The 22,037-nt window shown below is 63.7% G+C and carries 18 protein-coding genes; 7 read left to right on the forward strand and 11 right to left on the reverse strand.

Features of this window, described 5'->3' with window-relative positions; genetic code table 11:
* Positions 1-27: 27 nt before the first annotated feature.
* Positions 28-834: a 3-methyl-2-oxobutanoate hydroxymethyltransferase gene (locus O1Y97_RS09935; RefSeq protein ID WP_318763886.1), complete on the forward strand. Its 807-nt coding sequence runs from the start codon at positions 28-30 to the stop codon at positions 832-834.
* 38 nt (positions 835-872) lie between these two features.
* Here the strand turns inward: O1Y97_RS09935 and O1Y97_RS09940 are convergent, their stop codons facing one another.
* The 6 genes from O1Y97_RS09940 to O1Y97_RS09965 form a co-directional block, all read right to left on the reverse strand.
* Positions 873-2,516, reverse strand: a complete 1,644-nt coding sequence (locus tag O1Y97_RS09940; RefSeq protein ID WP_318763887.1) for a GNAT family N-acetyltransferase — start codon at positions 2,514-2,516, stop codon at positions 873-875.
* A 14-nt stretch (positions 2,517-2,530) separates the two neighbouring features.
* Complete coding sequence (locus O1Y97_RS09945; protein WP_108607183.1) at positions 2,531-3,874, reverse strand: HlyD family type I secretion periplasmic adaptor subunit; 1,344 nt, start codon at positions 3,872-3,874, stop codon at positions 2,531-2,533.
* A gap of 12 nt (positions 3,875-3,886) precedes the next feature.
* Entirely contained in the window at positions 3,887-5,680 is a 1,794-nt protein-coding gene (locus O1Y97_RS09950) for a type I secretion system permease/ATPase (RefSeq protein ID WP_318763888.1), read from the reverse strand.
* A 17-nt stretch (positions 5,681-5,697) separates the two neighbouring features.
* Positions 5,698-6,723 carry a hypothetical protein gene (locus O1Y97_RS09955; RefSeq protein ID WP_318764288.1) on the reverse strand — a complete coding sequence of 342 codons (1,026 nt, stop codon included), beginning with the start codon at positions 6,721-6,723 and terminating at the stop codon, positions 5,698-5,700.
* Positions 6,724-6,744: 21 nt separating this feature from the next.
* Entirely contained in the window at positions 6,745-8,781 is a 2,037-nt protein-coding gene (locus O1Y97_RS09960; RefSeq protein WP_318763889.1) for a type I secretion protein, read from the reverse strand.
* Between the two features lie 131 nt (positions 8,782-8,912).
* Entirely contained in the window at positions 8,913-10,652 is a 1,740-nt protein-coding gene (locus tag O1Y97_RS09965; protein WP_318763890.1) for a hypothetical protein, read from the reverse strand.
* 661 nt (positions 10,653-11,313) lie between these two features.
* On the opposite strand from O1Y97_RS09965, the gene O1Y97_RS09970 reads away from it, so the two are divergent.
* Positions 11,314-12,186, forward strand: a complete 873-nt coding sequence (locus tag O1Y97_RS09970; protein WP_246389720.1) for a helix-turn-helix transcriptional regulator — start codon at positions 11,314-11,316, stop codon at positions 12,184-12,186.
* Between the two features lie 9 nt (positions 12,187-12,195).
* Positions 12,196-12,678, forward strand: coding sequence for a hypothetical protein (locus O1Y97_RS09975; protein ID WP_108607186.1), 483 nt, complete (start codon positions 12,196-12,198; stop codon positions 12,676-12,678).
* A 45-nt stretch (positions 12,679-12,723) separates the two neighbouring features.
* Here the strand turns inward: O1Y97_RS09975 and O1Y97_RS09980 are convergent, their stop codons facing one another.
* Positions 12,724-13,203: a transglutaminase-like cysteine peptidase gene (locus O1Y97_RS09980; RefSeq protein ID WP_108607187.1), complete on the reverse strand. Its 480-nt coding sequence runs from the start codon at positions 13,201-13,203 to the stop codon at positions 12,724-12,726.
* Positions 13,204-13,468: 265 nt separating this feature from the next.
* Here O1Y97_RS09980 and O1Y97_RS09985 point away from each other — a divergent pair, with 265 nt between their 5' ends.
* A complete protein-coding gene (locus tag O1Y97_RS09985) occupies positions 13,469-13,903 on the forward strand; it encodes a hypothetical protein (RefSeq protein ID WP_318763891.1) in 435 nt (144 codons plus the stop codon).
* A 110-nt stretch (positions 13,904-14,013) separates the two neighbouring features.
* Here the strand turns inward: O1Y97_RS09985 and O1Y97_RS09990 are convergent, their stop codons facing one another.
* The gene (locus O1Y97_RS09990) at positions 14,014-15,600 is read right to left on the reverse strand and encodes an ABC transporter substrate-binding protein (RefSeq protein ID WP_318763892.1); all 1,587 of its coding nucleotides are present in this window, start codon (positions 15,598-15,600) and stop codon (positions 14,014-14,016) included.
* A 284-nt stretch (positions 15,601-15,884) separates the two neighbouring features.
* Between O1Y97_RS09990 and O1Y97_RS09995 the strand changes: the two genes are divergently transcribed.
* Together O1Y97_RS09995 and O1Y97_RS10000 are read left to right on the forward strand one after the other, a co-directional pair.
* Positions 15,885-16,808: a sulfurtransferase gene (locus O1Y97_RS09995; protein ID WP_318763893.1), complete on the forward strand. Its 924-nt coding sequence runs from the start codon at positions 15,885-15,887 to the stop codon at positions 16,806-16,808.
* Positions 16,809-16,913: 105 nt separating this feature from the next.
* Complete coding sequence (locus tag O1Y97_RS10000; RefSeq protein WP_318763894.1) at positions 16,914-18,125, forward strand: YeeE/YedE family protein; 1,212 nt, start codon at positions 16,914-16,916, stop codon at positions 18,123-18,125.
* Between the two features lie 67 nt (positions 18,126-18,192).
* Here O1Y97_RS10000 and O1Y97_RS10005 read toward each other — a convergent pair whose 3' ends face one another.
* On the reverse strand, positions 18,193-18,639 hold the full coding sequence (locus tag O1Y97_RS10005) for a hypothetical protein (RefSeq protein WP_318763895.1): 447 nt from the start codon (positions 18,637-18,639) through the stop codon (positions 18,193-18,195).
* On the opposite strand from O1Y97_RS10005, the gene O1Y97_RS10010 reads away from it, so the two are divergent.
* Positions 18,627-19,247, forward strand: a complete 621-nt coding sequence (locus O1Y97_RS10010; protein WP_318763896.1) for a DUF6969 family protein — start codon at positions 18,627-18,629, stop codon at positions 19,245-19,247. The genes O1Y97_RS10005 and O1Y97_RS10010 overlap by 13 nt on opposite strands.
* Here the strand turns inward: O1Y97_RS10010 and O1Y97_RS10015 are convergent, their stop codons facing one another.
* Both O1Y97_RS10015 and O1Y97_RS10020 read right to left on the reverse strand, forming a co-directional pair.
* A complete protein-coding gene (locus O1Y97_RS10015) occupies positions 19,248-20,348 on the reverse strand; it encodes a serine hydrolase domain-containing protein (RefSeq protein WP_318763897.1) in 1,101 nt (366 codons plus the stop codon).
* Between the two features lie 31 nt (positions 20,349-20,379).
* Positions 20,380-21,975, reverse strand: coding sequence for an ABC transporter substrate-binding protein (locus O1Y97_RS10020; protein ID WP_318763898.1), 1,596 nt, complete (start codon positions 21,973-21,975; stop codon positions 20,380-20,382).
* Positions 21,976-22,037 lie beyond the last annotated feature (62 nt).

Genomic DNA, 22,037 nt, shown 5'->3' on the forward strand with positions numbered 1-22,037 from the left:
CAACAATCCGGAAGCGAGGACGAAACGATGGCACGCAACAGGCCAACGGTCGCGGATCTGCGCGCGCTCAAAGGCAAGCGCCAGCTGTCGAAGCTCAGGGTGACGACGCTGGAGGAGGCGGAAGCGGCCGAGCGTGCCGGCATCGACGTGTTGTCGGTGACCTATGGGCTGATGCTCGACCCGCGCTTTCGCGATGCGGCGCCGACCTGCTTTGCGGTGCCCGGCGACGAATATGGCATGATGGGAGCTACGACCGACGAGATCCTGCGCACGGCGGTCAAGCTCAAGGCGGCGAGCGCCGACGCCGTCTATTGCTCGGCAAGCCTGCAGACCATCCGGCGCCTGGCCGACGAGCACATCCCGGTCTGCGGCCATGTCGGGCTGATTCCTATCCATTCGACCTGGACGGGCGGGTTCCGCGCGGTGGGCAAGACCGCCGAGACGGCAGCGCTCGTCTGGAAGCAGGTCAAGGATCTGGAAGACGCCGGCGCGTTCGCCGCCGAGATCGAGGTCGTGCCTGCGCAGGTTGCGAGCGCCATCTCGAAGCGTACGCCACTGGTGATGATCTCGATGGGGGCGGGCGCCGGCTGCGATGCGCAGTATCTCTTCGCCGAGGACGTGCTCGGCCTCAATCGCGGCCGCTATCCGCGCCATGCCAAGGTCTATCGCAACCTTGCCGCCGAATATGACCGCATCCAGCAGCAGCGGATTGCGGCATTTACCGAATACGCCATCGACATTGCCAGCGGCGCCTATCCAGATGCCAGCCGTAAGGTAGGCATCGACGCGGAGGAAATGCGCAAGTTCGAGGATTTTCTGAGCGGGCAGGCCTAGGCCTGCCCGCTCCGGAAGGCGGTTCGCATTCCAGCGCCCTAGAGCGCGGTACTCAGAACTCGCGTCGCCGCCTTCCTATCCGGATTGAGCATGATGTAGCTCGGCCGGTTTTCAAATTTCAGCCGCTTGAGCATTGCCTTGGTCTTGACCAGCAGCGTGTCGTCGCGTGAAGCTGCTTCAAGCTTGTGCTGCAATCCTTCCAGCGTTTCGATGGCCTCCTCGCTGCGTTCGAGTGCCGCGAGGCTCCTGGCCAGCGAGAATTCGGCGCCTACGAAATCGGGTGCGAGCGACAGCACCGTGCGGAATGCATCCGCTGCCTCGATGTGTCGAGACAGAGCTTGCATCTCCATTCCCAGTCTGAGCCATGCCTTCGATGAAGTCGGCACCGAAGTTGCGAGTGTCTGGAAATGTGCCAAAGCCTCGCGGTGGTCGCCCTTGGCAGACAGCAGCTGGCCAATGCCATAGAGCGCGCGGGAATGGGTGGCATCGCTGGCAAGGATCTGGCGGTATCCGTTTTCCGCCCTTGCCAGTTGCCCCTCCTGGTGGAAACGCGTCACCTCGGCGAAGATGCTGCCGAGCGAGCGAGGGTCGAGCCGGTCGCCGGCATTGCGGCCGCTCTTGGTGTAGATCATCGCGCAGTTGACCTTGCTCTCGGTCACGCCGAACGCGAATTTGTACGGCTCGTCGCCGCGCAGGAAGTCGTAGGTGGTGAGGCCGTTCTCGATAGCCAGCTTGATGCAATGGCCATGCAGGATCAGGCCGGTCGGGATGGAGGTCACGGCCTCGTCGCGACCGGCCATGAAGAACAGCAAGGCCTTCTTGACCGGGTCGACAAAGATGGCGAGCGCGCCCAGCGGCCGGTCGCCTTGCCAGAGGACTGGCAGGAACAGCGTGCCGTTCTTGAAGCTTTCCCTCAGCACGCGGCGGTTGTTATGCAGGATGCCCGCCAGCCGGTCTCCCTTGCGCGCGCCCCATTTCACCCGCCACAACTCCAGCAGCGTGTCGATGTCGCGCTCGTAGGTGGTGGCGTCGGCCCGGGCGATGCGCAATTCGCCGGCATCGATCTTGCGCATGAAGCGCCGCAGCTTCTGGCGGGTGTTGGTGCTGAGCACATTGTCGAGATAGCCGTCGAACGTATCGGGCAGGGCGGCCGAGAAGCAGCGGCAATTGTCGACGTTGTCGGCGGCATTGACGCGACTGAACTCGCGCATCGCAAAGATGTCGCGCGAGAACTGGCCAATGAACGCGAAGACGCGTTCCCGTGACATGCGCAGGTTCTCGAGATTGAGCCGTGCCCAGCCCATCTGGGCGACGTGCCGGCCAAACGCCTTCAATGCCTCTTCGGCATGCAAGGGATCGCAGATCGCGCCGGTGTAGTCGGCAGCATTGTTGCCGGCCATGCTGATCTCGTTGAAGAACAGCCCGGTCTTGCCGCTCATGCGGGTGCGCATGCGCAAGGGCATCAGCGCGACATAGGGCGAACCTGGATTGCCGAGACGGGCCGCGAGCACGAACCAGGCGCCCTTGTAGAAGCGCATGTACGGCACTAGCCAGTTCCAAGAGACAAAGAACTGTGCCTCCGGATCGGCCTCGTAGAGGCGCTCCCAGTCCTTCTGCACCTTCGCCAGCGTATCAAGATCGGTAATGACATCGACCTGCATCTGCATCCCCCTCAAAGTCATGGCTTGCCCCTGGTTCACCGCTCCATGAATGCGCGCGACATGCTGTCGGCGATTGGCTTGGTCAGATATCTGAAGAAAGTCCGTTCCTCGGTCTGGACCAAAACCTCCGCCGGCATGCCGGGCGTTGGCGAGAAGCTGTGAACACGTGAGATCTGGTCCGGCGACAGGCTGATGCGGGCGACATAGACTTCGCGTGCCACGGGACCCGAGGTGTCGGGAAGGGCGTCGGCGGAGACGTAGATCACCTGGCCGTCGAGCACCGGCGTGGTGCGCCGGTTGAGCGCGGTGAGCCGCACCGTGGCAAGTTGTCCGACACGCACATTGTCGATGTCGGTGCGCGAGATCAGCGTCTCGATGACCAGCGGAACATTGGACGGCAGGATCTCGACGATCGGCTTGCCGCTTTCGATGACACCGCCGGAGGTGTGATAGTACATGCGCACGATGGTACCGGCGACGGGTGCGTTGATCGTCACGCGGTTGAGCACGCTCTTGGCCTGGCGCAGCTGTTCGCGGATGGTATCGAGATCGCCCTCGAGGTTCTGCAACTGTTCGAGCGCCGCCTGCTTGTAGGCTTCCTGGGCCTGGGTGATCTGCTGGTCGAGCTTGATGATCTCGGAGCCGATCTCGGAAACCTCGGCGCCGAGGCGGCCGATCTGACCCTCGGCGTCGGCCATGGCGCGCTGGATCGCCTTGATCTCGGTTGCCCGCAGCAGGCCCTTGTCGAGCAGCGACTTCTTGCCGGCATATTCTTCCTTCATCAGGGCGAGCTGCCGTTGCACCGCGTCGTGCTGTTGCTGGTAGCCGTCCGCGCGATAGCGGTAGGCGGCAATGTTCTGCTTCAGCAGGCCGATTTCGCTTTGCAGCTTGCCGCGTGCGGCGGTGAAATTCAGTTGCTGGCCGTCGACGATCGGCTTGATCTCCGGATCGTCGATGTTGTCGGTGACATTCTTGGGAAAGGTGATCTCCGGCGCGCCGTTGATCTCGGCATTCAGCCGCGCGGCGATGGCGTCCAGCCGCACCTGGCGCAGGAACAGCTGCCGCTCGTTGGCTTGCGCTGCCGTTTCGTCGAGGCGCACCAGTGGCTGGTCGTAGCGGACACGGTCGCCTTCGCTGACCAGCAGTTCCTTGATGATGCCGCCTTCCAGGTGCTGCACGATCTTGTTCTGGCCGGCTGCCACGAACGAGCCCTGGGCGATGATTGCCGCTGCAAGCGGGGCGGTGAAGGCCCAGGTGCCGAAGCCGCCGAAGGTAAGGGCGATGAGCAACAGGCCGACCTTGGTCTGCTTGCCGATCGAGCGCGGTACCTCGGAGTACCATTCGAGATCGTGGACCTTTACGACTGCCGTGTCGCTCATGACATTGCCCCCTTACGGAATCTGATGGCCGAACGATCCGCCTTCGATGCTCAGGCCGCGCTGGGCGAGTGCCTGGAGCACGTCTTGCCGCTGGCCGAACAGGGCGACGGTTCCGTTGACCAGCAGCAGGATCTTGTCGACGCTGTGCAACAGGGCCGGCCGCTGGGTGATGGTGATGACGGTGATCTTGTTTTCCTTGGCGTGCTGGAGCGCGCGGGCAAGGGCTGCGTCGCCGGCTGCGTCGAGGTTGGAGTTCGGCTCGTCCAGCACGACCATGCGCGGGTTGCCGAAGAAGGCACGGGCGAGCGCGATGCGCTGCTTCTGGCCGCCTGAGAGCGGTGCGCCGTCGGCGGCGACGAATGTCTCGTAGCCATGCGGCAGCGTGGCGATCATTTCGTGCACGTCGGCGAGTTGGGCCGCCTGGTAGATCTCCGCGTCCGTGGCGTCATCGCGCATGCGGGCGATGTTGGCCTTGATCGAGGCGGGGAACAGCTGCACGTCCTGCGGCAGGTAGCCGATGTTCTCGCCGAACTGGCGCTGGTCCCAGTTGCGCAGGTCCATCAGGTCGAGGCGCACGTTGCCCGAGGTCGGCAGGATCGAGCCGACCAGCATCTTGCCGAGCGTGGTCTTGCCGGCGCCGGAATTGCCGATGACTGCGAGCGAGTCACCGGGGGCGAGGGCAAAAGTGATGCCGTTGAGCACGACGCGCTTGGTGCCTTGCGGCACGAACAGCAGGCGTTCGACATCGAGCCGGCCTTCCGGGCGGGGCAGGTTGAGCCGTTCGAAATTGAGCGGCGAGGACTGCAGCAGGCTGGCGATGCGGCCATAGGCGGCACGCGACTGCACGACCTGGTTCCAGCCTTCGATGGCGCCTTCGATCGGGCCCAGCGCACGGCTGGCGATGATCGACGCGGCAATGACCATGCCGCCGCTGAGATGGCCGTCGAGCGCGAGATGCGCGCCCCAGCCGAGCATGGCGACCTGGGTCAGCAAGCGGGTCGCCTTCGACGTCGCGGCAAAGGCGATGTTGCGATCCTGCGCGATGACCTGCGCACGCAGCGAGCTTGCGGTGTCCTTGCCCCAGATGCGCACGGCTTCCGGGATCATGGCGAGCGCGTTGATGATCTGCGAGTTCCGCGACATCGAGTCGAGATGCAGGTTGGCCTTGCTCTGGTGTGTATTGGCCTCGCTGAAGGGTGCCGCCGTCGAGCGCTGGTTGATGATGGTGATGACCAGCAGGATCAGCGATGTCGTGACGACGATGAAGCCGAGATGCGGGTGCACGAGGAACACGGCGAGGACGAACAGCGGTGCCAGCGGTGCGTCGAGCAAGGTGAGCAGAGTGCCCGAGACGAGGAACGACCGGAGTTGCTGGAGGTCACCGAGCGTCTGGTATTCGCGGCCGTTGCTGTTCAGGGCCGCGCGGGCTGCAGCGCTCAGGATCGGGGCGCCCAACTGGGCCGCGACCTCGACTGCGGTGCGCATCAGGATGAGGCGGCGGATGGCATCGAAGATAGTCTGCAGGACCACTGCGCCGACGATGACGACCGTCAGCATGACCAGCGTGTCGACGGAGCGGCTGGTCAGCACCCGGTCGGAAATCTGGAACAGGTAGAGCGGTATCGCCAGCACCAGCACGTTGCTGGCCAGCGTGAACAGCATGACGATCAGCAGGTTGCGCTTGACGACCTTCAGGCCGGTCTTGAGCGAGGCCGAGAAATCGATCGGCCCGAGACGCTTGTGGAAGACGCCGCCAAGCACCCAGCTGCCATCAGGAAGGCCGCCGATGGCCGGGCCTTCGATCATACCTCCGGAGCGGAGCGCTACGGCTCAACGCCCCCCAGAGTCTGCGCCCGCCGCAGCAGCGCCGAGCATGCGGTCCCAACCAGCCCCGCATGCAACTCCGGTCGTTCCTCGTCTCGGGCACTCTGCTCACCTTGCTCGACGCACCGCTGGCACCGCTGTTCGTCCTCGCCGTGTTCCTCGTGCACCCGCATCTCGGCTTCATCGTCGTCACGACATCGCTGATCCTGCTGGTCATCACCATCATCAACCAGCGCTCGACGGCGGCACCGCCCCCCCCCGCCGCAACCGCTTTCGATATCGCCGCCGTTGGGGCCCTTGGCTTCGGGCAGTCTTTCCTTTGCCTTGATCGGTCCGTTGTCGGCGTCGATCACCTTGCCGACCGGCATCGAGGTGTCTTTCATTTCAGTCTTCGCCGGCCCTTGCGGTTCGCTGACCCGCATCTCGGGACGGGGGGAGGCCGCTGCTGCCGCAGGGGTTGGCGACGGCGTCTCGGCGGACGTGGTCCTGGCCTGGGGCGCATCCTCGCGTTTGGCGGCTGCGATGGGTTCCTCCGGAGTTGCATGCGGGGCTGGTTGGGACCGCATGCTCGGCGCTGCTGCGGCGGGCGCAGACTCTGGGGGGCGTTGAGCCGTAGCGCTCCGCTCCGGAGGTATGATCGAAGGCCCGGCCATCGGCGGCCTTCCTGATGGCAGCTGGGTGCTTGGCGGCGTCGCCTGCGAGGGTGTTGCAGGCGCGGGCGAAGCGACGGGAACGCCAGACGACGGAGAGGTTACCGGTGCAGACGGCTTGTCGCCCGCTTCTTCATGCAGCCGCCCGACGACCTTGTCGATGTAGCTTTCGAGGTGGTCGAGCGCCCGTTCCTGCGAGGCCACGGCAGTCGACAGTCTCGCTTCCGCCGCAGGTTTGCCTGCTGCCGCTGCCGGCTTGCTGGCTGCCTGTGCGGGCCTTGCCTCCGAATGCCTCGGCGCCTGCGGGCTGTCCTGGCTGTCGCCGTCGTCCGGCACGTTATGAAAACCACTCCAGCCTTCACGGTCGTCGGTCATCTTGCGCCCCTCTGAAACGGCTCAGCCCAGCATGTGCTGCATGACGTCAGCCGATCCGGAATCGGCCGGCTGCGGTGCAATCGGATTGGTATTCGAGGCGTCGCCGGTGTCGTCGGTGCCGTCATCGAGAAAAACGACGGCTTCGGTGACGAGTATGTCCGGGTTCTGCGCACCGAGGTCCGGATCGCTCGATACGAGATTTGCCTGGATCAGGATCTCGTCGGAGTAGCTGTCGCCGCCGACATAGATCTTGGACATTCCATCGACGTCGACGATGGTCGCGTCGTTGACCAACTGGTTGCCGCCGGTGGTGATGGTCCATTCGGCGTCGGGATTGGCGACCAGATTGTTCATGGCAAGCGCCACCTGGTCGCTGTCGCCGACCACGGTGGTCTGCTTGATGTAATTCAGATTGTAGATGTCGCCAGAGATGTAGAGCACGCGCAGCACGCCGATGCCGGCGAATGCGGCGTCCTGGAGAATGGCGTCGGGCAGCTCCTTGTTGCCGCCCGCGAGGTTGCCCCCGGCCTGGCTGTAGCCATCGGGCATCGCCTCGGCGGTCGCATTGCCGACGTTGACGATGCTTGCCTGGTTCCAGAGCAGATTGTCGCCCGTCGAGACCGAGCCTTCGCCGGTCGTTTGGAAGCCGGAGACCGCGCCGATCACATCGTTGTCGAGCAGCAGGTTGATCTGGTGAATGATGCTCGCGTCGTAGACGTTGCCGCCGATGATGATGAGGTCGTAGTAATTGCCGATTTCGTTGAGGCTCAACCCGTTGAACGCGGTGTTGTCGCCGGTCGAGACGACCGATTGCACGCCGGACGACGAGGCGATGCAGACGTCGTTGTCGGTCACGAACGCGTATTGTTCGATCCAGTTCATCATGATGAGGTCGCCCGAAATCTCGGTGACCACATAGTAGGCGGGGAACCCGGTGGGGGCCTCGGCAGGCGTTTCGTCGCCGGCGGAGGTGTCGATGTGCTTGAACATCGCGATGTTGAAGCTGAGGTTGTCGCCGCCGCCCGGGTCGAAAGGCCAGCCGCCGACTGCCGAGCCGACACTGTCGGTGTCGCACGTGCCGTTGATCTGGATGATGGCGTTGAGCGAGATATGGTCGCCCATGACGGCCATGACCTCGGCCGATGCCCAATCGTTGACCACGACGGCGTTGTTGATGACGGTGTTGCCGCCGGTGCTGATCTCGACGCTCGGGTTGGCCGTTCCGTCTCCCCAGCCATCCATGAAATCGCCGGAGTCCGGAGGCGTGTCGGTATCGAGCGGAGCGTCAGGCCCCTTGGCGTCGTCGTCCTGTTCCTTCAGGAAGTTGACGTAATCTTCCATCTTCGGGGCGTCGGCTGCGTCGATCAACTGGCCATTGAAATAGGTGCCCTCGATCGTTTCGGCCTTGACGCAGAAGACGTCGGCGTTGCCGTGGTCGTCGGCCTCGAAGTCGTTGAAGCGGGCTTGCGCGGTGGTGACGAACGTCGCCATTTCCTCGGTCGAGCCCGGAAGCGTCAGGTCGTCGATCGGCGACAGGTCGGCCGCTGCCTGCTGCATGTCGGCCATGGGGCTTTCGTCGACGGGCGGCGCATTGAACTTCAGGCCACTGCCGCCAAAGCCGACATAGTCGTTGTCGGAAAGCCGGATCTCCTGGTTGACGATGGCAGCCAGGTCGCCCGGCGGCACAATCTTTGGCAGGACGATGCCGCCCGAACCAACCGTCGTGCCTTCTGGCAGGTTGGTGTAATTTTGGAGGAACGGTCCATCGGGAACCGGTACGTCGGGAGGGGTGAAGGCGACGTTGGTCCAAACCGTGACTTGCTCGATTTCGGGCCTGACGCCGACATACTTCACGCTCGGGTCGAAGTCTTCCAGGGAGTGGGAGGTGTCGACCTTGAGGGCGGCGGTCTGGTGCTCCGGCAATTGCTCGTCGGCCTGCTGCTTGGCCCTGAATTCGTCGTAGGCCTGCTTGAGGCGGGCCTCCTCACTCGCCGTGTCGAACAGGCCAATGAAGTGAGCGATCGTCTCGGTAATTCTGTCGAAATACGCGGCATACATCGTAGTGCCTCCGCCCGAATTTCAGGCACGGTGAGGCGCAAATGTGCTCCACCGGCCAAGATGGACTGCGCGGGGGTTACCCGCGCAGTCCGGCTCACTGGTTCCGCAAGCGCGGAGCCTCATGCCGATGGCTAGAGCGTGCTGTGGTCGTTGGCGTCTTCGCCGGTCAGGGTCTCGTGGAAGTTGCCGCCCACTACGGTCATGTCGACCGTATTGCCTTGCAGGTTGGCACCCATCACGATCTGCTGGTTGAAGGCGCTGGTGTCGATGATCGCATCGGCGCTGGCTTCACTTGAGCCAGTGACATAGCCGTCATCGCCATTGCTCGAGCCCCAGGTGCCGCCAGCGCCACCGGCGCCGCCAGCTCCACCCCATGCATCGCCAGCAGTGCCGCCGCCGCCGGCGCCGCCGGACCAGGCGCCGCCGCCAGTTGCGTTGCCGCCTGTGCCGTCAGCCCAGGCGCCGCTCAGCGCGTTGCCGCCGTCGCCGTCGCCATAGGCCCAGGTGCCGCCGCTCGTGCTGGCGCCGCCGGTCGCTGCGCCTGCCGTCGCGGAACCACCGGTTCCTGCGCCGCCGCCGCCGCCGCCGCCGCCGGAGCCCGTGCCGTCGCCGTCGCCGTCGCCGTAGCCAACGCCTGCGCCGAGGCCGAAGCCGAGAGCGTCGCCGGTATCGCCATTTGCGTCGCCGGCATTTGCCTTGGCATCGCCGCTGTCGGCATCTGCGTTACCGGAGTCGGCGTCGCCGCCGCGCCCGCTGTCGGCATTGGCGTCGCCGCCGTCGCCCTTGGCGTCGCCGCCTTCACCGAAGTTCAGCACGGGGATGATCGGCACGAACGCATCGATGCCGTCGCCGCCGTCGCCCTTGGCGTCGCCCGCTTCGTTGTCGTCGATGTCGCCACCGCTGCCGGCGTCTGCCTTGCCGGAATCGGCATCGGCGTCGCCGCTGTCGGCCTTGGCATTGCCGCCATCGCCCTTGGCATCGCCCGATTCAGCTCCGCCTGCGCCGAGGCCGAGACCTGCGCCGAGACCGAGACCGAGGCCGAGGCCGAGGCCTGTGCCGCCGTCGCCGCCCCTGCCGCCGTCGCCCTTGCCGCCGTCAGCGTCGGTGTCGGCGCTGCCGCCCTTGCTGTCGCCGCCTTCGGCCTTGGTGTCGCCCTTGGAGTCGCCACCCAAAGCTGCGCTCAGCGCCAGGCCGCCTTCGCCCTTGCCGCCGTCGGCTTCGCCGCCCTTGGCATCGCCGCTGTTGCCGCCGTCGGCGCTGCCGCCGTCGGCCTTGCCACCGCTCGCGCCGCCGCCGCCTGCGTCGATGCCGTCACCGGCAGAGGCATGCCCGCCCTTGTTGTCGAACTCCTGCTTGAAGTCGCCGTCGTTCTTGACGGTGGCTTCTTCAAGCTTGTCGTTGTCGACCATGTCGGCAGTCTGGTTGATGAGGAAGGCGTTGCTGTTGGCGCCCATCGAACCGTTCAGGATATCCTTGAAGTTGATGTCGTCGCCTGGATCGTAAGTGACGTCGCCGTCCTTGCTGAACAGCACATCACCCTTGATGTCGCCGCCGTCGGTGTCGATGTCGGCAAAGTCGTTGTCTTCCTTGTAGTCGCCGAGACGGCCTTCGAGATCGACATCAACGTCGACGTCGACGTCGACCTTGGTCTCCGTCTTGTTCTCGTTGACATTCTCGTTCTTGGATTCGTTCTTGTTTTCGTTTTCGTTTTCGTTCTTGGATTCGTTCTCGTTCTTATTCTCGGACTCGTTCTTATTCTCGTTTTCGTTTTCGTTCTTGTTTTCGTTCTCGCTGTCGCCGCCCAGTTCGATTTCGTTGCCGACGAACTGCAGGCCAAACGCATTAAGATTGTTGCTGTTACGATCAGACATCGTCTTGTCCTCGGTTGGGACCGCGATTACCGGACCGTTCTCATCTTTCACACGGTCTTGGGGTCACGCGGACTACGGGTTGATTTACGAATGCACTGATTTTCGAGAATGAAGGGGTCTGAAGGCTGAAGGGGACTGAGCAGCCGGAGGCCCCGAAGCTGTCTGGATGGCTGAAAACCTCCCTTTTTTGGCTTGGGCGGAGGCTGGGATTCTCACAATTTCGTGATTGTCGGGCGTTTACATAAGGCCCTGGTCACGAGCAATCGGAGTTCCGGAAGCGCCACACCCTTGTTGGCTGAACCGGCAAAGGGTGCGACCATGACCGTGAAATTGGTAGCTGACAGTTCGCGCTAGGCTGTTCGGCTAAGCGGCTCAAGAACTTGCGGCGATGATCTAGATACTGCCGCCGGAATTTCGGCGCGAATTACTAGATGCTTGCCGTATATGTACAATTGCCAGTCATTCGCAGGTAGAGCGCCGTGGTTCCGGCTGCTTGTACCCGCGAAAAATCTGCCGGGTCGAATGCTTTGAGAGAAGTTCCGGCCGGGCTAGAGGCTAGATCACGCGGATGCGCGACAATCCGGACGGACTACACAAATGCGCCCGATAGCTCATCTTGCTTATACCGAACCGTTAACAGGAGGTGTATGATCAATCAATAATGTTCCCCATCAGGCGGCACGTGGGGAAAATCGCGCATAGTTGCGAACATTGGGCGGGAGATCTCATGTATCGGGTGGCAATTCCCAGCGCGCGCCGCGCTAACGGAGCTGGTGGCTCCGTGCAGAAAACCTGCAAGACATTGCTGATTGTCGCTCCGGCGGACTTCGTGTCGGAGTGCCTGGTCTTTGCTATTGAACGCGAGTTTCCGTCGATTGCCGTCGAACAGGTGGCGACCTTGGCGGAGGCCTGCGTTTCCTTCGAGTGCCCGGTATCGCTGATACTGCTCGATGCCGGTCAATTGCCTGACGTGGCGGGCCACTCGGAACGCATCTCGCACCTGCACCCGGCAGCGCAGATCATGCTGATCCAGGAGGACGGGCGGCATGAGGTTTCGATCCGCGACGTGGTGACAGCCCGCAACGTGCGCGGCGTCCTGCCGATGAACCTGAAGCTCGACGTCTGGCTTTCGGTGGTTCGCCTGGTGTTGCGGGGCGGCGAATACTTTCCGCTCTCGTTGTTCGAGCCGATCATCGAACGGCGAACGACAGTCGCGACCGCGTTCAACGAGGTGGTGGTGCCCAAGGCCGTGGTCCAGGCGGACGGCGACACCGACGACTTCGACGAACTGACGGATCGCGAGTTGCAGATCCTGGGCATGGTCGCGCGCGGCCTGCAGAACAAGCTCATTGCGGCGGCTCTCGGGCTATCCGAGCACACCGTCAAGATTCATCTGCACAACATCATCACCAAGCTCGGCGCGCACAACCGCACCGAAGCGGCCGCCATCTTTCACGGGCGTAGGGGGGAGACGATCGGCGAACGTGACATCGGTGCAGGTGCGATCCAGGCGCAGCTGCCGTTGGGGGTGTGAGCGCGCGAAATGCCGCGATTCCAGGATGTCCTGCTTACCGTTGGCCAGCTCAACTATACCTGGACCAACACCGAGAGCCTGCTCATCTATCTGATCGCCGGCCTTGCCAAGGTCGACAAGGAAACGGCGATCATCATCTTCCTGACGCTGAATACGACGCGCGCGCGGCTCGACCTCGTCGAGCGGCTGGCCAAGATGGCCAAGACGCCGTTGCCCTGCCGCGAGGCGGTGCTGGCCGTGTCGGAGCAACTGACCCACCAGGGCAAGCTGCGCAACAAATATAGCCATTGTATCTATTCGTTCGACGAGACCGGAACGCGGGCCAGCACCCAGCTGATGCGCATTTTCGACAGCAAGGATTCCGTCCGCTACGGCAAGAACGAAGAGCTGGACGACAACGAGATGCACCGCATCTCCGCCTCGATCGAAGCGATCCGCGACATCAACCGGCAGATATGGAAGATCGTCGAGGACAATGCGTTTCCGCATTGAACGCCGCGCCAAGGCTCGCCGGGCGCGGCGCTGCGGGCCGGCGCATCATACGCCGATGCGGGACCACCTGCCGGTTTCGAACTGCGACTGACGAGCAAAGTAGCGATAGGGCGTGCTCTTCCAGTTCCTGACCGAGCCAGTGAGATTATCCAGGATGAGATCGCCCTTGTCGGTGCGCACGGTCAGCACCGTATGTCCGGCGCCGCGATAGTGGGCAACGGTCAGCAGCAAGGTCGATGCCGGCCAGCCCCGCTTGCGCAATTCGCTCTTCTTGAGGATGGCAATGTCCTCGCAATCTCCCACCGTCGTCGGCAGTCGCCAGTTGTCCGAACCGCTGGCGGTCACAGCGTCATTGCGCTGGCTTATGCGTCGGTTGACCGAGGCGTTGACCTGCTTGAGGTCGTTCATGCGTTCGTCCGTCAAAGCCATTACCGCGGTCTTGCCCGCGGTGCTGCATAGCCCAGGCTGGCGGGCGCAGAAGGTGTTTGCCGCCGGCGGCGCAAAGGCATAGCCGACGGTCGTCATGCTTGATCCGGGAGTGGTTGACTGGCTGCAGCCAGCAGCGATCAAGGCGATCGCAAAGAGCGCCACGAGTTTTTGCACGTGCTGTCCCCTCTCTCAATGGGTGACCAGCAAACAGCATATTAGAGCTAGATAAATCAACCCCAACGGGAGGACTTTGCACCGTTTTCAAAAGGATGTATGATTAAAAAAGTGTTTCCGATGGTCGGAACATTTGATCATAGCGCCAGTTTGGGGACGGGCGCATTTTTTCCCTCAGGAGGAAGAAATGACGACGTACCCAACCTGCGTACGCGGGATCCATTCGATTCTGTTGGTCTCTTCGGCACTTGTGGCCGTCAGCTTCATCACCCCCGCATCGGCACAAAGCAACATCCGGCCGGTCATGTCGGCTGCACAGTGCCAACCCCTTACCCAAGGCAACTATGAGATGTGCTGCATTGCGCTGAACCGCGGCAGCATCATGTCGGACGACCAACTGGCGCAATGCCCGCCGCTGACGACGTCGCTGGTCTCGGCCGTACTGGCCGGCAGCGAGAACGATGGTAATGACGGCGGAACTGGTAGCGACGGTGACAGCGGCGGCGACGGCGATGATGGCGACGACGGCGATGACGGCGACGATGGCGATGACGGCGACGACGGCGATGACGGCGACGACGGCGACGGTGACGGCGGCGGTGGTGCCGGCGGCGGCAGCTGATCGATCACACGCCTGATCACTTGATGAACTCAGTAAGCCGGGCGGCAATGCCGCCCGGCTTTTTGTTGGTCAGTTCTGCATGCGGGCTGGGACTTGTTGCCGCTTCGGCACTACTTGGACACGGCCGAGTAGCGGTCGTCGGACAAGGTCATGCCCATCACAAGACCCTTGACCCTTGCATTCACCGCCACCTTTCGCACTTCCTGGAACATGAAGATGAAAGGCGAAACGCGGCTGTGCACTTTCTGGATCGCCTCATACATGCCCTTGCGCGTCGTCGTGTCCTGTTCGCGCACGGCCGCCATGGCTTCGGGTGAAAGGGCTCCCGCGTTCCAGCCGAAACGGTCGGTGATGCCTTCCGAGCCGTCGGGCGCATCCTGCTTGTTGACCGCGAAGGCCTTGGCGTTGGAATGCGGGTCGGGATAGTCCGGCCCCCACAGGCCAAGCCAGATGTCGAGGTCGTGATTGCGGTAGCGGTCGAGCCATTCGCGGCCGCCGACGATCTGCAGGTTGAGCTTCACGCCGGCCTTGGCCATGCTGGCCTGGATGGCCTTGGCGAATTCGGTGTAGGGCAGGGTGTCCCACACCACCATGTCGAGCGAAAACTCGCCGCTGACGCCGCCCTCGGCCAGCAGTTCCCTGGCCTTGGCGACATCGAAACTGAAAGGCCTGTAGTCGATCGCGCCGAGAAAACCTTTCGGTACCAGCGTCTGATGCACCTCCATCATGCCGCGCGAGACGGTGTCGACCATGCCTTGGTAGTCGATCATGTATTTCATCGCCTCGACCACTTTGGGATTGGCGAGATACTGGTTCCGCACGTTCAGGCCCATGTAATAGATGTTGCCGGAGCGGCCGTTGACGACGGCAAGCTTAGGGTTGTTGGCGATGGTGTCGAAATCGTCGGGTCCGAGGCGGTTGGCGATGTCGATTTCGCCGGCCTCGAGCAATTGCCGCTGGACCGCACTCTCGGCGACATGACGGATCAGGATGCTGTCGACTTTTGGCGCCGTGCCCCAGTAGTTGTCGTTGCGCTTGAGCAGGATCGACTGCCTGGGTTGCCATTTGCTGAGCGCGAAAGGGCCGGAACCGGCTGAGTTGTCGGCCTTCAACCAGCCATTGCCGAAGTCGCCGTCGACTTCATGCGTTTTGACGATCTTGCTGTCGACGATGCCGCCGATATAGGACGACAGGCAGTAGAACAGGAAGCTCGGCGCGTAGGTGTCGGCGATCTCGATGACCAGGGTCTGGTCGTCGAGGGCCTTGATGCGGTCATCGACATTCTCCGGCGAGAAACCGAACTGGCCGATGATGAAGGCCGAGCGCGACTTCAGGTGGACGACCCGGCGCAGCGAATATTCGGCGTCCCATGCAGTGACGGGATTGCCCGAAGCAAAGCGCGCCGCAGGGTTCATCTTGAAGGTGAAGGTGCGGCCGTCGGGCGAAATGGTCCAGCTCTCGGCGAGCACGCCGATGATCCTGGTGGGGTCGTTGACATCGAAACTGACCAGCGACTGGTAGATCTGGGTGCTGGCAAGCACGCCGCCGACCTCGCCCACCTCGTTGGGGTCAAGTGTCATGACGTCGTCGATGGCGTCGGCGACAATGAGCGTATTCGCGGGCGTTTCGGCAAAAGCGATGGACACGGCAAGAGCCGCGCCGAACATCGCTCCGGCCATGGCCTTCAGAAAACGCATACCAGTCCCCTCATGAGCCTTTGCTCGGCCCAAACTATCGGCTCGGCGGCGTTGGTGAGAAAATCGTCTTAAAGGGCCGATTTGTGAAGTGGTTATATTCTTTATTCTGCATGTGAACATCGAATTCGGCGCTTGGAATGAAATTCCAATGCATGGCTGTTTGGCCGCATCCCATTCCGGACTCGCAGGAAATTTAGGTCGAGAATGCCGTGTGCGGGGCGGGTTGTTGGATTACAAATGTGGTCAACGCCTGTTTTTAGAATCTTTTTCCGGGGAGTAATCCGATGCGTTTTTCTCTGTTTGCCGCTGTCATTACTGCTGGCCTGGCTTTCGCCACCGGCGCGCAGGCTGAACGTCTGACCGACCAGCCGCTGGTCGATGCAGCCTGGCTGAAGTCCAACCTCGGCAACAAGAGCCTCGTCGTGATCGACGTGCGCGACGCGGCCAAGGACGGCGCCAACCCCTATGCCAAGGGCCATGTTCCCGGTGCGGTCAGCGCTCCCTATTCGACGGCCGGCTGGCGCGCCGAAGTGAACGGTGTTCCCGGCATGCTGCCGCCGCTCGACACGATCACCAAGACCATTGGCGACCTCGGCGTCAGCAATGACAGCCACGTCGTGATCGTGCCGAATGGCACCGACTCCTCCGAATTCGGCGGCGCCACCCGCGTCTACTGGACCTTCAAGGTGCTGGGCCACGACGCCGTGTCGATCCTCGACGGTGGCGCGCGCGCCTGGGAAGCCGCAGGCGGCGAAGTTTCGGCCGAAGCGGCCAAGCCCGCGGCGGCCACCTTCAAGGGCGAGCTCAAGCAGGAGCTTCTCGCCACCACCGCCGATGTCGAGAAGGCTCGTGCCGACGGCATCAAGCTGATCGACGGCCGCCCGGCCGCGCAGTTCAGGGGCGAGGCCAAGAGCCCGGTCGTCCGCGCTGCCGGCACCATTCCCGGCTCGAAGAACCTCGAGAACAGCAAGCTCTATGACGCCGACAAGGCTTCCTTCGCCTCGAAGGAGACCGTCGGCAACCTTTCCCAGTCCGTGGGCCTCGGCAAGGACGAGCAGAACATCGCCTTCTGCAACACCGGTCACTGGGCTTCGGTCGTGTGGTTCGGCCTGAGCGAGATCGAGGGCAACAAGAACACCAAGATGTATGACGGCTCGATGGCCGAATGGGCTGCCGATCCGGCCCGCCCGGTGCAGCCCGGTTCCTGATCTCGCGCAAGGCAGATCCGAGGTACAAGATGTCCGGGAGCGATCCTGGACATCTTTCGTTGAACGGGTCATTCCACATCAATTGAAGTTCACGACAGAATTGAAATGACACAGATCAATCTCGCAACTCCGGCGCCGTCGGTGCCCGTCAATCTCGACAAGGGGCCGGTCATCTTCGTCGGGCTGGCCTTGGTGCTTGGCGCACTTGCCATCGGCGAGGCGATCAGCATGCGCCAGGCGCTGCTGTTTCTCATCGGCGGCCTGCTCGGGCTGACCCTTTACCACGCCTCATTCGGCTTCACCGGCGGCTGGCGGCGTTTCGTCGTCGAGCGGCGCGGCAATGCCATCCGCGCGCAGATGCTGATGATCGCGGCGGCGTCGATCGTGTTCATCCCGCTTCTGGCGCTTGGCAATGCAAACGGCCAGGCACTGGTCGGCGCCTTTGCACCGGTCGGCGTGTCGGTGCTGGTGGGGGCTGCGATGTTCGGGCTCGGCATGCAGCTCGGCGGCGGCTGCGGCTCGGGCACACTGTTCACCGTCGGTGGCGGCAGTTCGCGCATGCTGGTCACGCTTGTGTTCTTCATCGTCGGCGCGGTCATCGGTACGGCTCATCTGCCGTGGTGGCTGGAGCTGCCGGCGCTGCCGGAAATCAGCCTCGGCAGGACGCTCGGCGTGCCTGGCGGGGTGATCGTCACGCTGCTCGGCCTTGGCGCTGTTGCCGTGCTGACCGTGTTGGTGGAACGGCGCGCGCATGGCGGGCTCGAAAAGTCCAAGCCGGCACCCCGTCACGGCGTGGCGCGGCTGTTGCATGGCCCGTGGCCGCTGGTTGCTGCCGGGCTCGGGCTCGCCGGCCTCAACATTGCGACGCTGCTGACAGCAGGCCACCCCTGGTCGGTGACCTTCGGCTTCGGCCTGTGGGGCGCCAAGGCAGCACAGGCTGTCGGCGTGCCGGTCGAGACCTGGGCGTTCTGGAACTGGCCCGGACCGGCCAAGGCACTTGGTTCCAGCGTGCTCGCCGACGTCACCTCGGTGATGAATTTCGGCATCATCCTGGGGGCAGCGCTCGCGGCCGGTCTCGCCGGCAAGTTCGCGCCCAAGGTGCATGTGCCGTTCGCCTCGTTCCTGGCGGCAGCCATCGGCGGCGTGCTGATGGGCTACGGTGCGCGGCTGTCCTTCGGCTGCAATGTCGGTGCGCTGTTTTCGGGCATCGCCTCGGGCAGCGTCCATGGCTGGCTGTGGTTCGCCTCGGCCTTCGTCGGCAGTCTTGGCGGTGTCGCGCTGCGTCCGCTCTTCGGTCTTGATGGGTTCAAGAAATGAGCGCGCGCAATACTCTCCTGTTCGGCACCGCATTCCTCGCCGCCACGTCGGCGGTCGCGGTCGACCACTACCGCTTTGCCGCCCCCAAGCCGGCACCGGCGGCGAGTTCGCCGGCGACGCCATGCTCGGCGGCATCGCCGTGTGCTGCAGGCTCGCCTTGTGCGGCGAGTTCGCCTTGCGCTGCGGCTTCGCCGTGTTCGGCCGCTTCGCCTTGCGCTGCAGCGGCTCCCTGTGCGGCGGCGTCTCCGTGTGCAGCCGCCGCCCCTTGCGCGGCCGCGTCCCCGTGTGCGGCAGCATCTCCGTGCGCTGCAGCCGCACCCTGTTCCGCTGCCTCGCCATGCTCGGCGGCTCCTGCTCCGGCGGCAGCTTCGCCCTGCGCCGCAGCGCCGGCAGCCTCGCCCTGTGCTGCCGCGCCGGCTGCATCACCATGCGCTGCCGCTCCCGCAGCCTCGCCTTGCGCGGCCCAGCCGCAATAGGCAAGCTGCGGCCTGGAGGCCGACGATGGACGAGACAAGATCAGAGGCGGCGCGGCAGGCGCTGTTCTGCGAACAGGTACTGGCCAAGTCGGGCAGCAACGTGCTGCTCGAGACGCTGCTCGAGACGCTGCGCGAAGCCAAGTCGGTTGCGGCATGGGAGCACTTCCCGCCGGGCGACGTCTTCGATCCGGAGACGGGCGCGCAGTGGTATTATCACAGCCATCCGCCGCACGAAGGGCAGGCCGAGCACGGCCACTTCCATTGCTTCGTCCGGCCCGATGGCGTGAACGGGCCGATCCACCATCTCGTCGCCGTCGGTGTCGATGCCTATGGCAGGCTGGTCAGGCTGTTCACCGTCAACCAGTGGGTCGTCGGCGACAACTGGCTGGAAGCCGAAGGCACGGTGGCGCTCCTGCCGCGCTTCGACCTGCATTTCGCCAGGCCGTCCTATCTGGTCAATCGCTGGCTGGCAGCCGTGCTGGCGCTCTATGCGGATGAGATCAAGATACTGATCCGCGAGCGCGACAAGGTTCTGGCCGGACACCGGCCCGAAGGTGGCGCTCCAGCGCGCGAGGACCGCGCGCTGGAGGTGACGTCCGAACGCGGCGTCGACCTTCGCCAGATGGCCGCCGGCCTCGGCGTCTGATCACCGCAGGATGATCTCGATCGCCTGGTCGACCACCGGGTGCAGGCCGCTGGCATAAAACGACAGGCGGTTGCCGGAGCCGACATTGCTGGTCATGGCGATCGTCAGGCGCGAATCCGGATCGTGCTCCATCACCGTGACATATCCCGGGATGCTGCCCTGGTGGCCGAGCACCAGACGCCCGGCATATTCGCTGGCGATGAGCCCGGCCCCGGTCTCGCGCAGGCGGGTGCCGGGGTAGCTGACCCTGGAGCGGCCGTCCTTCATTTCGGCGAGCAGGGCCGCCGGCATCAGCCGGCCATCCAGCAAGCCCTTCATGAAGCCAACGAGATCGCTCGGCGTCGAAACCATGTCGCCGCAGCCATAGGCGCCGGAGAAGGGGAAGGAGTCCGACGAATCCTGAAGTTCGTCGGCGTAGGGCAGCACGCCATCCATGCGCCACATCTCGCCGCCTTCGGCCAATGCCGAGCTGGCGTCGGCGGCAGGTTTCGGGCGATGGTAATAGCCCCGCACCATGCGTGCCTCGGGGAAGCCTTCGCTTGCCGGCGACCAGGTATCCTTGAGCCCGAGCGGGTCGAGCACCTTGCGGCGGACATATTCGCCGAGCGAAAGACCCGACGCGGCCTCGATCAGCATGCCGGCCAGCACATAGCCGGTGTTGTTGTAGACGGCGGCCCCGCCTGAGGTGGTCTGGCCGCCGACCTTGAAGGCGAGATCGACGAGCTGGGCCGGCGTCCAGACCAGGCTCGGGTCCATCGGGATGTCGTACTCGAACTCAGGCAGGCCGCCGCGGTGGTTGACCAGCTGGAGCACCGTCACTTCGCCGGAGCGCGGCAGATCGGGAAACCATCCGGCGATGGGAGCGTCGAGTTCGGCCTTGCCTTCTTCGACCAGCTTCATCAGCGCCGCGGCAACAAAGGTCTTGGTGCAGCTGCCGATCTTGAACAGCCGGTCGCGCGTAACCGGAGCGTCGTTTGGCCGATCCGCCTGTCCGGCAGTGACGGCGATGGTCTCGCCGTCGCCAAGCGAGAAGGCAAGCGAGGCACCCACCGCGCCATCGGCGCGATAGGTTGCGAGCAGATTGTTCAATTGTTCGAGCATGACGATCTGCTCTCCTCGGCTATTTGACGGCTTACTCGGTGATGTCGACGGTGGCGAAATTCTGCCGGCCGAACGGATCCAGCACGTAGTTGATGACGCTCTTGCGCACCGGGATCGAAACGACCGAGTGGCCAATCGGCGCGAGCGGCACTTCGGCCTTGAGGATCGCCTGCGCCTGCTTGTAGATGTCGGCGCGCTTCGCCGGATCGGCGGTGACGCGTCCTTGCTGAAGCAGCTTCTCGAAATCCTGGTTGCACCAGCGCGAGCGGTTCGAGCCGCCGGCCACGCCGTCGCAGGACAGCAGGTAGCTCAGCATGTTGTCGGGGTCGCCATTGTCGCTGCTGCCGCCGATCAGCAGGGCGTCATGCTCGCCCTTGGCCGTGCGAGCGAGATATTCGCCCCATTCGAAGGTGACGATCTCCGTCTTGACGCCGACTGCTGCCCAGTCGGCCTGGATCATCTCGGCCATGCGTCGCGCATTCGGGTTGTAGGGGCGTGAAACCGGCATGGCCCAGAGCTTGACCGACAGGTCGGCTTCGTGGCCGGCTTCCTTCAGCAGCGCCTTGGCACCTTCCGGATCGTAGTCGATGCCGGCATCCTTGACTGCGCCGATCTGTGCCGGCGGAACCACGCTGCCGGCGACGGAGCCGGCGCCCTGGTAGACCGACTCGATGATCGCTTCGCGGTTGACGGCCTTGGCGAGTGCCGTGCGCACGCGCACGTCGCCGAGCGGCTGGTGTTCGACATTGAAGCCGACAACGCCGATGTTCTGGCCCTCAAGATTGTGGACGGTGATGTTGGGATCACCTTTGAGCGCTGCTGCGGCGGCTGCCGGCGGAGGGGCCGCAACCTGGCATTCATTGGCCTTGATGCGCTCGACGCGGATCGTCGGTTCGGGCGTGATGGCGAAGACCAGCGTGTCGATCTTCGGCGCGCCGTTCCAGTAGTCCTTGTTGGCGGCGTAGCGGATCTGGGCATCCTGCTGGTAGGCCTGCAACATGAAGGGACCGGTGCCGACGGGCATCTGGTCGATCAGTCCGGGCGTTCCCGCCGCGACCATCTTTTCGGTCTGCTCGGCTGACAGGATTGACAGATAGTCGAGCGCTATGCCGGGCAGGAAAGTGACGTTCGGTGCGTTCAGCGTGAAGCGTACGGTGTAGTCGTCGATCTTTTCGATCTTTTCGATCATCGAGCCGAGGCCGAGCGCGTTGAAGTACTCGTAAGCCGCGTTCGCCAGCTTGTGGTAGGGATTGTCGGCATCGCGCTGGCGATCGAACGTGTAGAGCACGTCGTCGGCGTTGAACTCGCGCGTCGGCGTGAAGGTCTCGTTTGCGTGGAACTTCACGCCGTGCCGGAGGTGGAAGGTATAGACCTTGCCATCTTCGGAAACGTCCCATTTCTCGGCAAGCCCGGGACCGACTTCGGTGCTGCCCGGCTTGAACTCGACCAGACGGTTGAAGATCGTCTTGGCCGCAGCGTCCATGGTCGAGTCGGCGGTGCCGATCATCGGGTTGAAGGTCTCGGGGCTCGCTTCCGAACAGTAGACCAGCGTCTTGGCATAGGCCTGACCGCTGAGAAGGATTGTCGAGGCGACGAGCGCCGTACGCAGAATACCCAAGGATTTCATCGCAAAGCTTCCTGCTTTCATGTTGACGTAACCGCGCGGCGGGTCTCCTCCCCGCGCCAACC

Source organism: Aminobacter niigataensis (genome assembly GCF_946995915.1).
In the GTDB taxonomy this organism is placed as follows: Bacteria; Pseudomonadota; Alphaproteobacteria; order Rhizobiales; family Rhizobiaceae; genus Aminobacter; species Aminobacter niigataensis.

Coding starts and splice junctions, on each gene's coding strand:
- O1Y97_RS10020 (WP_318763898.1), bottom strand. CDS start 21,975: ATGAAATCCTTGGGTATTCTGCGTACGGCGCTCGTCGCCTCGACAATC.
- O1Y97_RS09975 (WP_108607186.1), top strand. CDS start 12,196: ATGCCGCGATTCCAGGATGTCCTGCTTACCGTTGGCCAGCTCAACTAT.
- O1Y97_RS09940 (WP_318763887.1), bottom strand. CDS start 2,516: ATGACTTTGAGGGGGATGCAGATGCAGGTCGATGTCATTACCGATCTT.
- O1Y97_RS09945 (WP_108607183.1), bottom strand. CDS start 3,874: ATGAGCGACACGGCAGTCGTAAAGGTCCACGATCTCGAATGGTACTCC.
- O1Y97_RS09990 (WP_318763892.1), bottom strand. CDS start 15,600: ATGCGTTTTCTGAAGGCCATGGCCGGAGCGATGTTCGGCGCGGCTCTT.
- O1Y97_RS09980 (WP_108607187.1), bottom strand. CDS start 13,203: ATGACGACCGTCGGCTATGCCTTTGCGCCGCCGGCGGCAAACACCTTC.
- O1Y97_RS09995 (WP_318763893.1), top strand. CDS start 15,885: ATGCGTTTTTCTCTGTTTGCCGCTGTCATTACTGCTGGCCTGGCTTTC.
- O1Y97_RS09970 (WP_246389720.1), top strand. CDS start 11,314: ATGTTCCCCATCAGGCGGCACGTGGGGAAAATCGCGCATAGTTGCGAA.
- O1Y97_RS09985 (WP_318763891.1), top strand. CDS start 13,469: ATGACGACGTACCCAACCTGCGTACGCGGGATCCATTCGATTCTGTTG.
- O1Y97_RS09950 (WP_318763888.1), bottom strand. CDS start 5,680: ATGATCGAAGGCCCGGCCATCGGCGGCCTTCCTGATGGCAGCTGGGTG.
- O1Y97_RS09935 (WP_318763886.1), top strand. CDS start 28: ATGGCACGCAACAGGCCAACGGTCGCGGATCTGCGCGCGCTCAAAGGC.
- O1Y97_RS10000 (WP_318763894.1), top strand. CDS start 16,914: ATGACACAGATCAATCTCGCAACTCCGGCGCCGTCGGTGCCCGTCAAT.
- O1Y97_RS10015 (WP_318763897.1), bottom strand. CDS start 20,348: ATGCTCGAACAATTGAACAATCTGCTCGCAACCTATCGCGCCGATGGC.
- O1Y97_RS09965 (WP_318763890.1), bottom strand. CDS start 10,652: ATGTCTGATCGTAACAGCAACAATCTTAATGCGTTTGGCCTGCAGTTC.
- O1Y97_RS09960 (WP_318763889.1), bottom strand. CDS start 8,781: ATGTATGCCGCGTATTTCGACAGAATTACCGAGACGATCGCTCACTTC.
- O1Y97_RS10010 (WP_318763896.1), top strand. CDS start 18,627: ATGGACGAGACAAGATCAGAGGCGGCGCGGCAGGCGCTGTTCTGCGAA.
- O1Y97_RS09955 (WP_318764288.1), bottom strand. CDS start 6,723: ATGACCGACGACCGTGAAGGCTGGAGTGGTTTTCATAACGTGCCGGAC.